The 15,600-nt window shown below is 47.8% G+C and carries 17 protein-coding genes; 12 read left to right on the forward strand and 5 right to left on the reverse strand.

What is annotated here, in order from left to right; genetic code table 11:
* Positions 1 to 10 precede the first annotated feature (10 nt).
* From VNN20_11355 to acpS, 9 genes are all read left to right on the forward strand, one after another.
* Entirely contained in the window at positions 11 to 217 is a 207-nt protein-coding gene (locus tag VNN20_11355) for a hypothetical protein (GenBank protein HWP92777.1), read from the forward strand.
* 92 nt (positions 218 to 309) lie between these two features.
* Positions 310 to 1,251, forward strand: coding sequence for a cysteine synthase A (gene cysK, locus VNN20_11360; GenBank protein ID HWP92778.1), 942 nt, complete (start codon positions 310 to 312; stop codon positions 1,249 to 1,251).
* Positions 1,252 to 1,333: 82 nt separating this feature from the next.
* On the forward strand, positions 1,334 to 3,208 hold the full coding sequence (gene ftsH / locus VNN20_11365; GenBank protein HWP92779.1) for an ATP-dependent zinc metalloprotease FtsH: 1,875 nt from the start codon (positions 1,334 to 1,336) through the stop codon (positions 3,206 to 3,208).
* Between the two features lie 215 nt (positions 3,209 to 3,423).
* The gene (gene folP / locus VNN20_11370; GenBank protein ID HWP92780.1) at positions 3,424 to 4,209 is read left to right on the forward strand and encodes a dihydropteroate synthase; all 786 of its coding nucleotides are present in this window, start codon (positions 3,424 to 3,426) and stop codon (positions 4,207 to 4,209) included.
* A gap of 17 nt (positions 4,210 to 4,226) precedes the next feature.
* A complete protein-coding gene (gene cdaA / locus VNN20_11375) occupies positions 4,227 to 5,060 on the forward strand; it encodes a diadenylate cyclase CdaA (GenBank protein ID HWP92781.1) in 834 nt (277 codons plus the stop codon).
* Positions 5,053 to 6,006 (forward strand): CdaR family protein, encoded by a 954-nt coding sequence (locus VNN20_11380; protein ID HWP92782.1) that lies wholly within the window; start codon positions 5,053 to 5,055, stop codon positions 6,004 to 6,006. The genes cdaA and VNN20_11380 overlap by 8 nt, the downstream gene beginning before the upstream one ends.
* A 15-nt stretch (positions 6,007 to 6,021) precedes the next feature.
* Complete coding sequence (glmM, locus tag VNN20_11385; GenBank protein ID HWP92783.1) at positions 6,022 to 7,395, forward strand: phosphoglucosamine mutase; 1,374 nt, start codon at positions 6,022 to 6,024, stop codon at positions 7,393 to 7,395.
* Positions 7,396 to 7,398: 3 nt separating this feature from the next.
* Positions 7,399 to 8,112 carry a pyridoxine 5'-phosphate synthase gene (locus VNN20_11390; protein HWP92784.1) on the forward strand — a complete coding sequence of 238 codons (714 nt, stop codon included), beginning with the start codon at positions 7,399 to 7,401 and terminating at the stop codon, positions 8,110 to 8,112.
* On the forward strand, positions 8,096 to 8,494 hold the full coding sequence (gene acpS, locus VNN20_11395; GenBank protein ID HWP92785.1) for a holo-ACP synthase: 399 nt from the start codon (positions 8,096 to 8,098) through the stop codon (positions 8,492 to 8,494). The genes VNN20_11390 and acpS overlap by 17 nt, the downstream gene beginning before the upstream one ends.
* 25 nt (positions 8,495 to 8,519) lie before the next feature.
* Here acpS and VNN20_11400 read toward each other — a convergent pair whose 3' ends face one another.
* Positions 8,520 to 8,981, reverse strand: a complete 462-nt coding sequence (locus VNN20_11400) for a transcriptional repressor (GenBank protein HWP92786.1) — start codon at positions 8,979 to 8,981, stop codon at positions 8,520 to 8,522.
* Between the two features lie 192 nt (positions 8,982 to 9,173).
* Between VNN20_11400 and VNN20_11405 the strand changes: the two genes are divergently transcribed.
* From VNN20_11405 to VNN20_11415, 3 genes are read left to right on the forward strand one after another with little or no spacing between them, the layout of a single operon-like run.
* Positions 9,174 to 9,518 (forward strand): histidine triad nucleotide-binding protein, encoded by a 345-nt coding sequence (locus tag VNN20_11405; protein HWP92787.1) that lies wholly within the window; start codon positions 9,174 to 9,176, stop codon positions 9,516 to 9,518.
* 39 nt (positions 9,519 to 9,557) lie between these two features.
* On the forward strand, positions 9,558 to 10,811 hold the full coding sequence (locus VNN20_11410) for a folylpolyglutamate synthase/dihydrofolate synthase family protein (GenBank protein ID HWP92788.1): 1,254 nt from the start codon (positions 9,558 to 9,560) through the stop codon (positions 10,809 to 10,811).
* A 60-nt stretch (positions 10,812 to 10,871) separates the two neighbouring features.
* Complete coding sequence (locus tag VNN20_11415; GenBank protein ID HWP92789.1) at positions 10,872 to 11,906, forward strand: histone deacetylase; 1,035 nt, start codon at positions 10,872 to 10,874, stop codon at positions 11,904 to 11,906.
* Here VNN20_11415 and VNN20_11420 read toward each other — a convergent pair.
* The 4 genes from VNN20_11420 to rsmB all read right to left on the reverse strand — a co-directional run bounded on the left by VNN20_11420 (position 11,903) and on the right by rsmB (position 15,533).
* A complete protein-coding gene (locus VNN20_11420) occupies positions 11,903 to 12,727 on the reverse strand; it encodes an ATP-binding protein (GenBank protein ID HWP92790.1) in 825 nt (274 codons plus the stop codon). The two genes, VNN20_11415 and VNN20_11420, sit on opposite strands and share 4 nt — an antisense overlap.
* A gap of 11 nt (positions 12,728 to 12,738) precedes the next feature.
* A complete protein-coding gene (locus VNN20_11425) occupies positions 12,739 to 13,320 on the reverse strand; it encodes a hypothetical protein (GenBank protein HWP92791.1) in 582 nt (193 codons plus the stop codon).
* A 116-nt stretch (positions 13,321 to 13,436) separates the two neighbouring features.
* Complete coding sequence (gene rpe / locus VNN20_11430) at positions 13,437 to 14,123, reverse strand: ribulose-phosphate 3-epimerase (GenBank protein HWP92792.1); 687 nt, start codon at positions 14,121 to 14,123, stop codon at positions 13,437 to 13,439.
* A gap of 6 nt (positions 14,124 to 14,129) precedes the next feature.
* Complete coding sequence (gene rsmB, locus VNN20_11435; protein ID HWP92793.1) at positions 14,130 to 15,533, reverse strand: 16S rRNA (cytosine(967)-C(5))-methyltransferase RsmB; 1,404 nt, start codon at positions 15,531 to 15,533, stop codon at positions 14,130 to 14,132.
* Positions 15,534 to 15,600 lie beyond the last annotated feature (67 nt).

Raw genomic sequence — 15,600 nt, forward strand, 5'->3', positions numbered from 1 at the left:
ATAACTAAATATGGCAGAAATAAAAAACAACCAGGTGTCCTTCGATGCTTATATTCGCAGCATAGAAGACCAGGAATTAAAAGGAATCCTGCTTAAGCTAAAAAACGAGATGCGAAAGCCGGATGTTCCCTGGGAGACGATAAAGAAAATTCTGCAGTCCTTGATGGATAAGGACAAAGAAGTTCTCAAAGAGGTAGCTCTACTTATATTAAAGTAACTGTAAAATTTACTGGCTAAAAAAATTCAAACTCAGTTGTTTTTATACATTCCTACCATTATTATTAATACAACAAACACTCTTAGTGACACATGGTGAATACCCTTCGCAGTGTAAACAGCGTCTTAGACCTGATCGGAAATACCCCGGTGATAAGGCTCAAAAAAACAGTACCGGAGATGGCGGCAACGGTCTGGGCAAAACTGGAGAACCTGAACCCGGCGGGGAGCGTTAAGGAAAGAATATGCTTGAAAATGATCGAAGTGGCGGAGAGAGAGGGAAAGATCAGACCGGGAAAGAGCGTAATCGTCGAGCCTACGAGCGGTAACACCGGAATCGGGCTTGCACTCCTTTGCGCGGTGAAGGGATATAGATTAATCCTGACCATGCCCGATGATATGAGTCTAGAGAGAAGGCTTCTCTTGGCAGCCTACGGAGCGGAACTGGTCTTAACCCCGGCCGAGGAGAAAATGGAGGGAGCGGTAAGGGCAGCCGAGAATATAGTAAAGGAGGACCCGAACGCCTTCATGCCACAACAGTTTAAAAACCAGGCCAACCCGGAAGCGCACAGATTAACCACCGGGCCGGAGATACTGGAGCAGGTCCCTGGGGAGATTCACGCCTTCGTCAGCGGCGTCGGGACCGGTGGGACAATCACCGGTGTTGGAGAAATACTGAGGAAACACTTTCCCCAAATACACATAGTGGCGGTAGAGCCGGCCGAATCCGCCGTCTTGTCCGGGAAGGAGCCACACGTACACGATATACAGGGAATAGGAGCAGGCTTCGTTCCTGACATCCTCAACACGAAAATCTACGACGAGATAATGACCATAAGCGGTCGAGAGGCCAGGGCGTTCACTAAACTATTAGCCAAGGAAGAGGGACTACTGGTGGGTATATCTGCCGGAGCGGCCGGGTTAGCGGCAGTAAGAATAGCGGAAAGGCTCGGGCCGAGTAAACAGGTTGTGACCATATTCTGTGACACCGGTGAAAGGTATTTAAGCACCGAGGTATTCAAGGAAATTCAATAAAAACTGTATCTTATGTTGAAAAGTCTAGTATGTATGCTATCATTTTTTTTGAATTAAAATTTACCAATGAAACGAGGGAGAATTGAGCAGCCAGCTTTTTAAAAATCTGCTTTTATGGTTAGTTATTTTTATAGCTATAATTGCCTTATATCAACTAATAAATACCCCTCAGAGCAACTACAAAGATATACCTTATAGCCAGTTCCTCAAAAGCCTCGACCAGGGAGAGATAGATAAGGTTGAATTTAAGGGCGAGGAAATAAAGGGCACATACAAAGGTGAAATTCAAAACGGGTTCAAGACTACCGGGCCGGCTAGCGACGACCTGATCAAAACTCTGAAGGAAAAAGACATTGCGTTCAGCTTCTCCGAAAATAGAGAAGGTTCGCTGACGCACATACTACTTAATTGGGCCCCCCTGATTTTATTGATAGTAATAATGGTTTTATTCATGCGGCAGATACAGACAGGCGGCACCAAGGCTATGTCTTTTGGAAAAAGCCGCGCCAGGATGCTCAACGAAAACCAAAATAAGACCACGTTTAAGGATGTAGCGGGTATAGATGAGGCTAAAGAGGAAGTACAAGAGATAGTTGAATTCCTGAAGAACCCCAAGAAATTCACCCGCCTCGGCGGACGGATACCAAAAGGAGTTTTGCTGGTAGGACCTCCCGGTACCGGGAAGACACTACTGGCCAAGGCTATAGCCGGAGAGGCCGGTGTGCCGTTTTTCATCATAAGCGGAAGCGACTTCGTAGAAATGTTCGTGGGCGTGGGTGCATCGAGGGTGAGAGACCTTTTTGTGCAAGCAAAGCGTCATGCCCCCTGTATCATATTCGTCGATGAACTGGATGCGGTAGGAAGACACCGAGGAGCGGGCTTGGGGGGCGGGCACGACGAAAGAGAGCAGACCCTAAACCAGCTTCTGGTGGAGATGGATGGTTTTGAAGCCAACGAGGGAATAATAGTTATTGCCGCCACCAACCGTCCGGACGTGCTTGACCCGGCGCTTCTCCGTCCGGGGAGGTTCGATCGTCAGGTGGTTGTCCCCAGGCCTGATGTCAGGGGAAGGGAAGAAATACTGAAGGTGCACACGAAAAATACCCCTTTAAACGAAGACGTTAACCTCTCCCTTATTGCCCGTTCCACCCCTGGTTTCTCCGGTGCCGACCTCCAGAACCTGGTGAACGAGTCCGCTCTTCATGCCGCACGCCTGGGCAGGACGCAGATCAACATGGAGGATTTCGAATACGCTAAAGACAAGGTGATCATGGGCGTGGAGAGAAAGAGCCTCATCATCAGCGACAAAGAAAAAAAGATAACTGCGTATCACGAGGGTGGCCATGCGCTTGTGGCAAAACTCACACCCGGAACAGACCCGATACATAAAGTAACCATCATTCCCCGGGGGCTGGCCCTAGGGGTCACACAGCAACTGCCCATAGAGGATAAGTACACCCTTTCTAAGGCTTATTTGAATAATACTATAATGGTTCTCCTTGGTGGAAGAGCAGCGGAAGAGATAATATTCGAGGAGCAAACCAGTGGAGCGGGCAACGACCTGGAGAGAGCCACGGAGATCGCCAGAAAGATGGTCTGCGAATGGGGAATGAGCGACAAGGTGGGGCCGGTGACATTCGGCAAAGGGGAAGAGCAGATATTTTTGGGCAAGGAGTTGTCAAGACATAAAGACTACAGCGAAGCAACCGCTGTAGAAATCGATAACGAGATAAAGAAAATAGTGACCGAGAACTATCAAAGGGCCAAGGCCGTTCTCGAAAAGAATATAGAACTACTCCACACACTGGCCGAAGTCCTGCTGGATAAGGAAGTAGTCGACGGAAAAGAACTGGACGACATCGTAAAAAAGATCAGACCGGAGTATCCATCTTGGGAAAGCGGGCTTAGTCAAAAAGGCGCAGTCGCACTCAGGACAAAAACTGTTGACGAGCTGTAAAAGCTAATACTCTAATCAACCGATCTGTATCATAATCATTACGTACTCCTGAAAAGACTGAATTCAAAGTCTTTAGAAGAATGAACCCAGGATACAAACCTCGACCCGAGGATAAATATTTAAACCAAGTTGAGCCAATCTCCCCTGCTCCGCGCTGCGTAAAGGACTTCATTTTCAGGGATAGAAAAGTGGTTTTGGGGCTGAGGACATATATTATGGGCATACTTAATGTAACCCCCGACTCTTTTTATGATGGCGGAAGGCACTTCAAGCCGGATGATGCGCTAAGGCAGGCCGAGAGGATGATAGATGAGGGAGCAGACATAATAGATATTGGCGGAGAATCAACGAGGCCCGGGTCGACGGGGGTATCGGAGGAAGAAGAGCTAAAGCGAGTAATCCCGGTTATAAGAGAGGTCACAAAAAGATTTGACCTTACTTTATCGATCGATACAACTAAAGCAAAGGTGGCCGAGGAAGCCTTGGAAGAGGGTGTATCTATAGTGAACGATATAAGCGGGCTACTGTTTGACCCCAGAGTTGCGGAGGTAGCCGCAAAATATGGCGCCGGCCTAATTCTAATGCATACCTCCTCCCGCCCCAGGGATATGCAGAATAAAACAGGGTATAGTTCACTTATCGATGACGTGATGAATTCCCTGAGACGGTCAATAGAGTTGGCTGAGGATAAAGGAGTACATCCGGAGAGCATTTTAATCGACCCTGGATTCGGGTTCGGAAAAACAGCCGAACAGAACCTGGTGCTCCTAAAACATCTAAGCCGGTTTCTCGGCCTGGGCAAGCCCATATTAATCGGCACTTCGAGAAAATCCTTTATCGGTAGGGTACTGGGCCATGACCTGCCGGAAGATAGGCTTGAGGGAACCGCCGCAACAATAGCCATCGGAATTATGAATTCGGCTTCGGTTGTTCGGGTCCACGATGTGCTTTATATGAAAAGGGTGGCGGAAATTACGGATGCGGTTATTAACGCTAATTAAAACCTCAGGAACGAACCATGTTCGACGCTATTTTTAATTTTAGATACCTCTGGGATGCAGTAGATATATTATTAGTGGCCGGAATCATCTATTACCTCCTCAGCCTGATCGAGGGAACGCGTGCCGTCCAAATTCTTTCCGGGCTCATCGCTTTGTTTGCACTTTATTTCGCATCCCAGAGATGGGAATTATTTACCCTCAACTGGATCTTGGGACATTTTCTGGGCTCCATCATTATAATTGCGGTGATCCTATTCCAGAACGATATACGCAGGGCCCTGGCCGCACTGGGTAGGAATCCTCTTCTCCTAAAAATCTCCCGTGGGAAATCGGAAGAGTTGGTCGTTGATGAAGTGGTGAAAGCAACCAGCTTCCTGGCTAATCGCCGAATCGGCGCCCTTATTGCCATCGAGAAAACGAACAGCCTGGCGGACTTTGTCGAAATCGGCATGAAAATAGACGCCTGGGTATCCAGAGAGCTTATCATAAGCATATTCAACACATCCTCCCCACTTCACGACGGAGGAATGATCATCGGTAGTAACAAGATCCTGTCCGCCGGTTCTTTTTTCCCGTTGGCTACAGACCCGGACCTGGAAAGGGAGCTGGGAACAAGGCATAGAGCGGCTATAGGGCTATCCAGAGAGACAGATGCAATCGTGGTTGTGGTCTCGGAAGAGACCGGAACAATATCTCTCGCCTCCGAGGGCAACTTGACCAGGGGGTTGGATGCAACTTCACTCTATAATCGTCTCCTCGACCTTCTGGTAATAGGAAGACAGCAATCTGAAAACTATGGTATTTTTGACCGCATCGTTAAAGGAAAGCGAGTAGAAAAAAACAGTGCTTAAAAAGCTCGATGAGATATCCCGAAATATATTTTTCAAGAATGTTGGTAAGAAAATCTTAGCCATCACCATTGCCGTATTTCTTTGGTTTATAGCCAACGTTGAACATGATATCGAGAAGAGTTTGTCCATAAATGTGAATTACGTAAACTTACCCTCTGACCTGGTTATCGTGAACAAACCCCCGGAGAAACTCAACATCAGGATTCGCGGTTCCCGCACCCAGCTATCCTCCATTTCTCCGCGTAATATAGCCTTCACCGTCGACCTGGCCAACGCATCCCCCGGTCTCTCTAAGTTCGAGGTGCAAACAGACCAAATCAAGACGCCCCGGGGAGTGCTCGTCACCGGAATAACCCCGGCTGAGATCAAGGTGGATATAGACAAATTGATGGTCAAAGAAGTCGATGTGAGGCCGGTAATCGAGGGTCCTGCCGATACCGGATATGAGGTGGTCGGTGTGCCTACCGTAGACCCCAGCAAGGTGGAGATCAGGGGGCCAAGAAGCATCGTGTCCAAGGTCGAGCGCTTGAACACCGACTCGATATCGGTGGTCGGAGTGAGGTCGAAATTTACCATCCAAGTTCCTCTAAAGCCAGTAAATCCGCTCGTCGACGTCGTCAAAGATGAGATTGTAAGGGTCACGGTGGACATACAGGAACAGATAGTGGAGAAGCAGTTTAAAAACATAGATATAAAACTGGTTAACTTTGATGACCGGGAAGTGGAGCCGTTGGGTCCTATGAAAGCGGAATTGGAATTTGAAGGCCCCTACAGTATAATCCGGGACCTGAACAGTGATGATATAAACGTTTATGTCGATGGCCATAATCTAAAAAACAGTCAGCAGAAGCGGGTAGAGTTACAGATAGACGTAATCTATCCGCATCCGGAGCTTATTACGTTGAAGAAAAAGACACCGAAAGTGGTAGAGGTTAAACTCAACTGAATGGAGGAAGGAGGGTTGAAAGAGCGATACAAACACCTATTCGGGACAGATGGGGTGCGGGGCGTAGCAAACCTGGAGCCCATGACTGCGGAGATGAGCCTCAAATTGGGTAAGGCTCTTACCCATATACTGAAGGAGCAGAAGTCGGACTCCAAGAAACCGAAAGTGGTGATCGGGAAGGATACCCGGCTTTCCGGCTATATGTTTGAGCAGGCAATCTCCGCCGGTATTGCCTCTATGGGTGCCGACGTGCTTCTGGTGGGACCGCTTCCCACGCCGGCAATAGCATTCCTGACGGTGAGCATGCGCGCCGACGCCGGGGTGGTAATTTCGGCCTCTCATAACCCGTTTGAGGACAACGGAATAAAGTTCTTCGACCGATTCGGGTTCAAACTGCCCGATGAAAAGGAACTGGAGATAGAAGAGCTCATCCTGAGCAAAAGGGTGAACAAGCTGAGTGTTCCGTCCGGAGAGATTGGAAAGGTTACCAGAATCGATGACGCCGCTGGTAGATATGTAGTTTTTGTGAAGAACACCTTCCCCAAGGACTTAACACTCGAAGGGGTTAGAATCGTCCTCGATTGTGCCAACGGCGCCGCCTATAAAGTTTCCCCTATAGTGTTCCAGGAGCTAGGGGCAGATGTTATCACCATCGGGGTTAACCCCGATGGCAGAAACATAAACACCGAATGCGGGGCCATAAACCCGGGCTTACTCAAAAAGTGGGTTCTCGAAACCGGCGCCGACCTGGGCATAGCCTTGGATGGAGATGCGGACAGGATTATTTTATGCGATGAGATGGGAGAGGAAGTAGATGGAGATAAAATAATGGCCATTTGTGCGGATGAGTTGATGGAGCAGGGACGACTGGGCAAAAACACCGTAGTGGCGACGGTAATGAGCAATATGGCTCTAGAAACCTTTTTAGAAGAGAAAGGGGGTAGTCTGGTCAGGACGCCGGTTGGAGATAGATACGTGGTCGAAGAGATGAGGAAAAGGGGATGCAACTTTGGCGGCGAAAAATCCGGACATATAGTATGCATGGACCACACTACCACCGGGGATGGGACGCTGGCCGCCCTGCAAATATTAGCTATCATGAGAAGAAAGCAGGCTAGGCTCTCCGAGCTTTCCAGGATAATAGAGCTATACCCACAGATCTTAATCAATGTCCGAGTGGCCGAGAAAAAACCCTTCCAGAACATAGACGGGCTCGATAAGCTCATAAAGGTGTGTGAAGAAAGGCTCAAGGCCCGCGGAAGAATAAATCTTCGGTACTCCGGGACCGAACCTCTAGCCCGGGTCATGGTGGAGGGTGAGAGTGAATCGCTCATAGGGGAAATTGCCGAACAAATCGCGTCTGTACTGAGAAAGGAGATAGGGGATTAAGTCATGCCTAGACTGAACGTGAATATAGACCATGTGGCTACCTTGAGGCAAGCCAGAAGGGGTACGGACCCGGACCCGGTTCTAGCAGCCTACCTAGCGGAGATAGCTGGTGCGGACGGTATTGTGGTGCACCTACGCGAGGACCGGAGACACATACAAATTAGAGACCTACATATACTCAGACAAACGGTGAAGACAAAACTAAATTTGGAGATGGCCCCCACCAGTGAGATGGTGGGGATTGCACTGGATGTGAAGCCGAATATGGTGACGCTGGTGCCGGAGAAGAGAGAGGAGATAACCACCGAAGGCGGATTAAACGTGATAGATAATCATCGGGTGGTGTCCGAGGTGGTGAAAAGGCTCAAGGAGGGTGGATTGTTCGTCAGTCTTTTCATAGACCCGGACCAGGAACAGATCAAGGCATCGAGGAACACCGATGCCGATATGGTCGAGCTTCACACCGGGCACTACGCCGAGGCAAAAAATGAGCAAATAAGAAAGGAGGAGTTCAAGAAGATCGAATACTCAGTGAAGATCGCTCTGGACCATGATTTAAGGATCTCCGCAGGGCATGGCCTGGATTACAAGAACGTGAGGATGATTGCTTCTATAAGCGATATAGAGGAGCTGAACATAGGCTTCAGCATCATAGCCCGTTCGTTAATCGTGGGGATGGAAAAAGCGGTTAGAGAGATGATTGAAATTTGTCGATGACGTCGATATTGATATGATTTCAGGAATAGGAATTGACCTAGTGCATATACCCCGGATGGAGAAGCTTCTAAAAAAGTGGGGGATGCGGTTTAAGCAGAGGGTGTTCACCGGTCGGGAAATAGCCTATTCGGAGAGCCATGCCCGATATGAACAGCACTTTGCCGGGAACTTCGCCGTCAAAGAGTCTTTTGTCAAAGCCCTGGGGAAGGAGCAGGTACGCTTTCTCGACATCGAAATCCTGAGAGATGAGCATGGGAAACCCTACATAAATCTTCACGGCCGGGCTAAAGCATGCGCAGAGAGAAATGAAATAAGAATTATTCATACCTCTATAACCCATGACGGCGAGTACTCTATGGCCGTTGTGGTGCTGGAGCGATAGGGAAAGGATAATTACTCAGATGACCTCAATGGTCAATTTGGCAGGAGGGGCAGTAGCCATAGAGCTCGAGCTTGTGGTTAACTACCTCAAAGCCGTTTAGCCTGGCTACCTGATTGGAGCACGATTCGATTTGATTATTGGCAAATTCGATTATTTTTCCGCAGCCAAGACAAATCAAGTGGTCGTGGTGTTCACCCTCGAATTTTACCGGTTCATACCTCGTTCTTCCATCGCCAAAGTTTCTCTCGAAGGCCAGGCCACATTCCTTGAAGAGCTTCAGGGTTCGATAAATGGTGGCGTATCCGATTCGCGGGTGTTGCTTTTTTATCTTTTCGTAAAGGTCTTCGACCGTCACGTGTTGTCCCAGATAGTTGAAGAATTCATCAAATATCACGTCTCGCTGCTTGGTGGACTTGAGCCTTTTTTTGGAGATGAATTCTTCTAGAGCCTTTTTCCTCTCTGATTTTTGTTTTATTTTCGGAGTCAATGTATCACACCTCATTTGGCTTAATTGAGTATCAATATCAAATTTACACTAAGATTCGGTCAATATCAACAACAAATACCAGATGGAAATTATTACCACTGAAAATTTTGGCGGCCATTTTCCGGCTAGCCGTAATGTTGATAGGCTGTGATATAATAAAGGTCGTCTTTGAATGAGTAGGAGGGAAGTAAAATGGAGGAGTGTATATTCTGTCAGATAGCCAGAAGAGAGTTACCTGCTACTATCGTCCACGAAGATAATTTGTCGGTTGCCTTTCGGGACATAAACCCTAAAGCGCCGGTACATATACTGGTCATTCCCAAGAAGCACATAAGGTCGTTAGTGGAAGCAGAAAAAGAGGACGCTCCCCTCCTCGGCCATCTTATACACATAGCAAATGAAGTCGCCCGTAAAGAGAACATCAGCAACAAGGGGTATAGGCTGGTAATCAATAGCGGGCTGGAAAGTGGGCAGTCCGTCTGGCACATTCATTTACACGTCTTAGGGGGAAGAAAGATGACCTGGCCCCCCGGTTAAAAATCGGACGATGCCCAAGAATCTTTAATTTTTAATCATATGAATGAAGGAATTGCCTATCTCCAGTCGCTTGGCCTTTTTCGAGTGAAACCCGGGCTAGATAGAATAAAGAAGATCGCCCAACACTTGGGCAATCCGCAGGATAAAATACCTAGCCTATTAATCGCCGGGACAAACGGTAAGGGCTCCGTCGCCGCAGCGATTGCCTCGGTGCTCGAGGCCCAGGGATACCGGGCCGGTCTTTATACTTCACCCCATCTAGTAAGGGTTACCGAGAGGATAAAAGTAAACGGTCAGGAAATTGCCGTCGATGAGTTGTCTTCCCTTATATCAGAGGTAAAAAGGGTTTCGGAGCATTTGTTTATCGAGCCCAGCTATTTCGAGGTCTTGACCGCGGCCGCTTTTATGTACTTCGCATTAAGTGAAGCAGATTTCGCGGTACTGGAAGTGGGTATGGGAGGGCGGTGGGATGCAACCAACCTGGTATTACCGCTTTGCTCGGTCATAACCAACGTTTCCAGGGACCACACCCAATTTCTAGGGGAGAGCGTCGAGGAAATAGCTCATGAAAAAGCCGGGGTAATAAAACCCGGAATTCCGGCAATAACCGGGGCGAAAGGAGAAGCTCTAGAGGTAATTCATACCACGGCCAAAGAGTTCTCTTCACCGCTTAGGGTAATGGGAAGAGACTTTTACTTCCAGGGTGAAACCACAGAAGGGTTCGACTATTACGGAAAAAAGTGGCAATTAGAGCACCTGAATTTCAGCCTCCGGGGCATACATCAGCTGGAGAATGCCTCCATTGCCATTGCTACCCTGGAGAATATATCCGAATCCCACGGAATAAAGCTAGACCAAAAAGCACTGAGGAAGGGCCTTTCCTCGGTGAAGTGGGAGGGGAGAATGGAGTTTATAAGACACTATCCTCCGTTTATTCTCGACGGCGCTCATAATCAAGACGGTGCTCGTGCATTGAGGTTATCGCTCCGTTCCATGTACCCTGACGCCCAATTTACTTTTCTAATAGGTATGCTTAACGATAAGGACCATGAGAAGTACCTTGAAGAGATCTCTGAAGTTGCGGAGAGAATCATAATAACCGGCCTTCCCTCCAAAAGAGGGGTTAAAGCAGAAAGATTAGCGGAGATAGCCAGGGGACACGCTCGGGAAATCGAGGTCATAGAGGATTTCCAGCAGGCTTTTAGCAAGGTAAAAAATCTCTCAACCCATTCATGCGCCACCGGCTCTCTATATCTTATCGGGGCTATCAAATCCCTTATAAACAGTGACTAAATCTTTGTATGGTACTCTATATTGTGCTAACATCTTTTTCACCCGATGGAATAAATCAAGATGGAAAAACTGGGAATAGTTATAGATAAGCTCTACGTTGACCACGATAACGGAATGGGGCACCCCGAATCTCAGGAGCGGCTGCTGGCCATTATCGATATGCTCAGGCACACCAAACTCTGGGAAGAGGTGGTGAGAATCGAGCCTCGTGATGCCACAAAGGAGGAGATAACGCTCGTCCATGAGCCCAAGTATTACGATTTTGTCCTATCGACTAAGGGAAGACCGAGGGTATTTCTAGACCCGGACACCTCTACCTGCCCGGTCTCGTTCGACGCTGCATTGCGCGCAGCCGGGGGAATGCTTTCGGCGGTCGAAAGCGTGTTACGGGGAGAGGTTGATACCGCCTTTCCCCTTGTCCGACCTCCCGGTCATCACGCCGAAAAAAACCGGGCTATGGGTTTTTGTCTATTCAATAACGTGGCCGTCGGCGCAGCGTACCTCCTTAAATCGTACCAGTTCAATCGCATATTAATCGTGGACTGGGACCTCCATCACGGCAATGGAACACAAAATATGTTTTACCATTCCCCCCAGGTACTTTACTTCTCCACGCATCAGTATCCTTACTACCCGGGCACCGGCGGGATAAACGAGACAGGCATAGGAGGCGGAGTCGGATATACCATCAATGTCCCCTTGCCGGCGGGCATGGGAGACGGAGAGTACATGAGAATCTTCTCGAGCATACTCGGGCCGGTCATAGACCAGTACAAACCGGAATTTATCCTTGTCTCCGCCGGATTCGATACATACTTTGAAGACCCTCTCGGGGGAATGAAGGTCACTCCAAAGGGGTTTGCCCAAATGACCAGGTTTTTGAGGGAAGCGGCTAAAAAACACTGCGGAGGAAAGGTAGTCTACATACTGGAAGGCGGATACAACTTGGACGGGCTTTGGCTATCCACCAAGGAAGTAATCGAAGAACTGCTGGAGAAGAAAAAGACAGACTACGGAGACATGAGCGAAAGAACAAAAGCAGATGCGATTATCGAGACCGTGAAGAAAGTGCAATCGCCATACTGGGAATTCTAGATTTTTTTTGGCCTTCTAAGGTCTTCCCCCTTTAAATAGATAAAATCACACATTTCATATAACCTGGATGCGATCCTTTCTCCAACTCTATATTCTAGTATTTCCCTGTCTTCCAGGTTAAGTTTTGTCTTGTAATCCTCGGAAACGTAATTAGTAGTGATTAAGGTAGACCTGGACGCATTGTAGCGTTTTGAAATAAGCTGGTCTAGTATGTTCAGCTCCCATTCGTTGCTTTTGCCCTTCCCCAGCTCATCTATCACCAGGACTTCGGTCTCTATGAGCGGGGACAATACCTCATTCTCCGGTTTGCCCTGGGAATAACCCTCCTTAAGGTCGGACAGAAGATAGAAGAAGTCCTTGAACAAACATCTCACACCGCGCTGGAGGGTGAGTTCGGATATGGCTCCGATAGCTAGATGAGTCTTGCCCAGACCGGCCTTTCCCATCAGGAGAAATCCTTTCTTCTTATCCGAGTCGGGCGGATACCGCTTCACGAAATCCTTTGCATGCTTGAGGGCGGTTTGCTGTGTTGGATATTTCGGCTTGAAGTGGGCGTCTACCTGCAGTACGTCCGCATACCTGGCCGGAATACCGGCAAGATTATAAAGCTTTATGTTTCTCCTCACCGCCCCACATAGCCCACATGAGCGGACATAATTGTATCCCTTTTCATTTTTGGAGATAATCGACCCGGATCCGTTACACTCCGGGCAATTGTTCATACATTCACACAACCTGGCCAGGGCAAAGTCGCGTTGCTTTTCGACTAGATATCCATTACCAAAGCATTTTTCACAGCCGATGGAAGATTGTTTTAGCATTACCCTACTTCTCAATCATCTCCGAGTATATTCGACAACCCATAATGCCTTTTCAGCAATTCGTTCCTGAACGATAGTAAGCTATCCCGGCGGGCTTTTTCAGTCATCTGCCTTGCCCTACCACTGACCCGGCGTTCGGCTTCCGTATTTATCTTATCCTGTTCCTTCTCCGGCAAAGCCTCGTAAAAATCATTATAAAAATCTTCTTCTATTTCTTCAAGAACTTCATAGATATCGTCTCTTTTTGAGTGGAGAAGCTCTAGAAGTTTATTTCGAGCTTTGAGGTAATGGCCTCGCACTGTTTCTCTCTTCTCCGATTTAATTGTCTTATTCAGTCTTTCGATTATTCCTGAAACCCTCTTATGCCCCGGTTCCATTTCTTCAGAGGATTCGTCGCCGGCGGTGATTCGATAATTCCTTATTTCTTCCTCGACATAGGAGGCTAACCGGCTGAGACTGAGAGCCCGGTCGCCGCCCTTTTTTTCCATTAAACCGGCACTAAAAGCGTTTCTTATCCCCTTGAACACTATCTCTTTAGGGATTTTTCTCTTTCTCCAATTAAGAATCAGGTCGTAATCCTTGGATGAGAGCATGATACCTTTTCCCATCAACGAAAGAAAATAACCCTCTATTTCTTTCAAATAGGAGGTTTTGTAGGCCATATCAAGCAAGAGGATTGGGACAAACCCAGTCTTAACCTAGGATTTAACTAAAGACCTGCTACCCCAGAATCCCTTATTTGATTCCTCATCCCCTGGATGGTTTCAGCGTAATTTTTGGTCTTGAAGATACCCGACCCGGAGACAAAAACGTCGGCTCCGGCACTCGCCGCTTCCCGGATGTTGTTCAATTTAATTCCCCCGTCAACCTCGATAAGAGGCTTAGTATCCAGCCTATCGATTATACTCCTCAAGTGCCTTATCTTGGGGATGGAAGACCGGATGAACTCCTGTCCAGCGAAGCCGGGCTCCACAGTCATTACCAGTATCAAATCCACATAAGGAATGATTTCCTCTACAGTGGAAAGCGGTGTCGCCGGATTGAGGGCCACGCCGGCCATCACCCCATGCGACCTGATTTTAGCTATGGTGCTGTAGAGGAGCTTGCAACTCTCCACCTGAATAGTGACCGATTTAACAAACGGCTTTCCCGCTTCTATAAACACCTCGGCAAACTCATCTGGCCTATCTATCATCAAATGTATATCCATGGGCGGCGGCTCTATCTTCTTTATCGCTTCTACAACCGGAATCCCGATGCTGATATTGGGCACGAAATGCCCGTCCATGACGTCTACATGTATCCAGTCAGCGCCACCTTCCTGGACTGCTCTTATCTCTTCACCCAGTCTGGTAAAATCCGCGGAAAGTATAGAAGGAACTATTAGTTTTCTCATATTTGGTCAGCTTACCTTCCTGAATCTGGCTGAGAAGAATCCATCCATGTCCGGGATTAGAGGGCTGGTTCTAAAGAATCCCTTTTCCTCGAAGAGATGGGAAATAGACTGTAACGCCGATATCTGCTCTTGATCGATTTGAAATCCTTGGTTCTCCTTCAGGAATCTTTCGCACAACTCTTCATTTTCCTCGCCGGTCAGAGTGCAGACAGAGTATAACAGAACGCCGTTTGGTTTAACCATCCGCGCAGCATGGGATAAGATTTTAAACTGAATCTCTGATAGTTCAAGTATGTCCTTTTCCCCTCTTCTCCATTTTATATCCGGATTCCGCCTGATAGTGCCGAGGCCGGAGCAAGGGGCATCTACCAGGACTTTATCGAAGCGATTTTGAAATTCACTCACACAGCCTTCACCGGAAAGGTCTGCACAGACAGTCCTGATTATCCCAATTCCCAACCTCTTTGCCTGACGCTCTACCAGTCCTAGCCTTGACTCATTGATATCCAGGGAGATTACCTCGCCCTCGTTTCCCATCAACTCGGCTATGTGTGTGGATTTTCCGCCAGGAGCACTGCAGGCATCAAGAACGATATCCCCCGGTTGCGGGTTTAGAAGATAGGAGATAAGTTGAGAGGCCTCGTCCTGCACCGTGAATAGACCGAGTTGAAATTCCGGGATCGAGGCGGGGTCAATTTTGGAAAACAATGTTATGCCGTCAGGAGAGTATTTGGTGGGGACCGAGCGAATGTCTCTTGCAGAAAACGCCTCGATAAGCCTCTCTCTCATAGTTTTCAGTGTATTTGTCCTGACGGTAATAGGAGGTACCTGGTTATACGCATGGCAGAGTTTCTCGGTTTGATCGTGCCCCATTGTCCCAATCCATCTTCTTACAAGCCAAGGGGGAAATGAATGCTTGACACTAATGTATTTAACCGGGTCATCTTCCACTCGGGGGTAGACAATGCCGTCTTTATCCCTCACCAACCTTCTCAACACGGCGTTCACAAAATTACCGACCCTGTCACCATAAAGCTTTTTTGCCAAACCCACCGTTTCGTTTATAGCAGCATAATCGGGAATACTGTCCAAGAATAGAATCTGGTATATTCCCAACCGTAACAAATTCTCTACTTCTTTTTTTTTAATACTGGTAGTAAAGAGATTAATAATGTAATCCAATTTTCCCAGCCACCTGATCACACCGTATACCAGTTCCGTTACCAGGCTGATTTCCTTCTTAGAAAGATGGGTATTCTTGGCAAAAAAGCCCTCCAGTGCCAGGTCCGGGTAAGCCGATTGCAATAGCACCCTGCTCAATACTATCAAAGCGGCCTCGCGTGCGGTTACGTTTTTTGTGTCCTTTGTGGCCATTTTTATATTGTTTAAAATAACATGTAGGTTGAGCATAAGCACCTTTTCTTGACATACAGGGCTAAAAGTATATAGTTTTTTCGCTCTTAATCGTCCCAAGGAG

The organism is Thermodesulfobacteriota bacterium, assembly GCA_035559815.1.
GTDB lineage: Bacteria > Desulfobacterota_D > UBA1144 > Nemesobacterales > CSP1-2 > DATMAT01.